The organism is Streptomyces solincola (assembly GCF_002982015.1).
GTDB lineage: Bacteria > Actinomycetota > Actinomycetes > Streptomycetales > Streptomycetaceae > Streptomyces > Streptomyces solincola.
The window spans coordinates 1-2,425 of record NZ_PVLV01000433.1 but is presented as its reverse complement, the minus strand read 5'-3'; the positions used below and the strand labels follow the sequence as shown (position 1 = coordinate 2,425).

Genomic DNA, 2,425 nt, shown 5'->3' with positions numbered 1-2,425 from the left:
GGCTGGGCACGTTCATCCGTACTCGGCTGTGCACGTTCACGTGTACGCCGACAGGGGGTGTGGCTGACCAACACCAAGACCCGCCGCGCCAAGCTGAGCGCGGAGCGGTTCGCCGCGCTCGCCGCCCTCGGACTCGCATGGGCGCCTTTCTGACGGACCGACCCAACATCCGGCGCCCACCTCCCCACAACGTAGGTACCGGCAAAGGTCGCGCAGCACAGGGGCGGCCGCTCACCACCGTGAGCGGCCGCCCCTTCCGTGCTGCACGGCTTCCCCTCTGTGGGCGGGGGTGGCGTCGCTTGGTCGCCGGCCCTGCACGGTGCTGCCCTCCGGTGATCGACGTCCGGAGGGGACACCTTTTTCCGTCACATCCTTGGAGAAACACACATGATGATCGACTTTCTGGCCGTGCTGCCGATCGCCGTCCTGACCGCCCTGGTGCTGGCCTGCGTGGTCTGCATCATCGCCCTGTTCCGAGCCGAGCGCGCCGACACCGTGGCCGTGCTGAAGGCGCTGCCCGAGGTGGTGGCCACCCTGCTGCGCTTCCGGCGCCGCAGGTGAAGGCCCACCGACGGGTGCACCCGCAGACTGGTCCGATGCCTGCGGGCGCACCAGTGCGCGGGAACGGGTCAGGTGCATGGTGGCACTGCGGAGGGCGGCGGCCAGGACTATCAGGGCGGCGGCGGACAGGTCCACCGCGGTGCGTAGGCGGACGAACGTCGTCCGGGCCTGGCGGGAGGGGCGAGCCAGGTCCGCGGCGCGGTCGACCGGCACCCGGGTGTCGGCGGGCGCGGCCAGGTCGGCCAGTGGCTCGGCGTCGGTGCACTGCGCCCAGTGCCGGAACGTGCCGAACCGGCGGCCGGTCCTTCCCGCGCCGGACGTTGGGGCGGGGCTGGGTTTTCGGGCGACCACCGGGCGGAGCGAGGCGGGGGCGGCAGTCGGGGGCTGACGGCCCCGCCGAGTGTCAGGGTCGGGTGGTGCCGTAGTAGTCGCACGCCGGCATGGCTGCGGCGACGGGCTCGACGCAGGCGTCCTACTTGCCGGCGAGTGTGGCGAGGGTGCCCGTGGCGAGGGCGGCGAGGGTGAGGACCGCGGCGAAGGCGGCGGCCGCACGGCGGATGGCGGTCGGGTAGGAGGCGCCGTCCATGCGCGCCAGCTGGCCCGCGCCCGCGGCGGCCAGCAGCGCGACGAGGAGAACGAGCGCGATGGTGAGCAGGGTGATGGAGATGGCGGTCACGGCAGACTCCCTTTGCGGGGTGGGCTGTTGTCGGGACCGAGCTTGGAGGGGTCCTCGTTCGACGGGGTCCGCCGGGAGAAGATGAACGCCGACGAACAGGGCAGGGGGCTGGCAGTGGGCGGCGGACGGAGCGGCGGCGGTGACCGGTCGGCACTGACCGAGCTGCGTAGGCGGTTGCGTGACGGACTGGCCGGCAGTCGGATCGACAAGAAGCACCTGCCCGGCCGGGCGGGGTTGGCGCACGACCGTGTGGGAAGCGCTGAAGGACGGCGAGGCGGTGCCGTCGGAGAAGACGGTGGGGGCGCTTGGTCGTGCGTTGGGGCTGGCGGTCGAGGAGTTGCTGGCGTTGCAGCGGCAGGCGAGCGGAGGTGGCGGCGAGGCGTCGTCGGCGCCGGGTCGGCCGATCGGTCAGTGGGATCCGCATGCGCTGGAAGTCCATCCCGCCGGGCCCGGCGGCACGGCGGTGGGAGCACGACGGCTGCCGGGGTACGTGCCGCGTGCACACGACGCGGTGCTGACCGAAGCGGTGCGGGACGCTGTAGCCGGCCGCAGCCGGATGGTGGTGCTGGTGGGCAGCTCCTCGACGGGTAAGACACGGGCCTTTTGGGAGGCTGTGCAGCCGCTGGCCGATGCGGGGTGGAGGCTGTGGCATCCCTTCGACCCCACCCGCGCCGCGGCCGCTCTCGACGCCCTGCACCGTGTCGCACCGAGGACCGTGGTGTGGCTGAACGAGGCCCAGCACTACCTCGGCGACCGTGAGGCCGGCGAACGCATCGCCGCCGCCCTGCACGGCCTGCTCACCACCCCGCAGGCAGGCCCGGTGCTCGTGCTGGGCACTCTGTGGCCCGAGTACGCCGCCCGGTACTCCGCCTTGCCCGCTCCGGGGGAGCCGGATCCGCACAGCCGCGTGCGGGAGTTGCTGGCCGGCCGGACGGTGGGCGTGCCGACCGCCTTCGACGGCCAGGCGCTGGACGCCGCAGCAGCCCTCGCCCAGGGCGGGGATCGGATGCTGGCCGATGCCCTGACCCGCGCTCGTGCCAGCGGGCGAGTGGCCCAGGACCTGGCCGGTGCTCCCGAACTGCTCAAGCGCTACGAACAGGCGACGCCTGCGGCCGCAGCCCTGCTGGAGGCGGCGATGGACGCACGCCGCCTCCAGCAGGGCTGCGGCCGCAGGCGTCGCCTGTTCGT

At 73.4% G+C, this 2,425-nt stretch carries 2 protein-coding genes and 1 pseudogene; 2 read left to right on the top strand and 1 reads right to left on the bottom strand.

From position 1 onward, the window contains the following. The first annotated feature begins 387 nt into the window (after positions 1–387). Positions 388–561 (top strand): hypothetical protein, encoded by a 174-nt coding sequence (locus C6N75_RS30910; RefSeq protein ID WP_181160597.1) that lies wholly within the window; start codon positions 388–390, stop codon positions 559–561. A 472-nt stretch (positions 562–1,033) separates the two neighbouring features. Here C6N75_RS30910 and C6N75_RS23920 read toward each other — a convergent pair whose 3' ends face one another. Then, the gene (locus tag C6N75_RS23920; RefSeq protein ID WP_322888073.1) at positions 1,034–1,237 is read right to left on the bottom strand and encodes a hypothetical protein; all 204 of its coding nucleotides are present in this window, start codon (positions 1,235–1,237) and stop codon (positions 1,034–1,036) included. 247 nt (positions 1,238–1,484) lie between these two features. Between C6N75_RS23920 and C6N75_RS23915 the strand changes: the two are divergent. Next, positions 1,485–2,425, top strand: a pseudogene (locus tag C6N75_RS23915) (hypothetical protein); the annotation flags it as partial.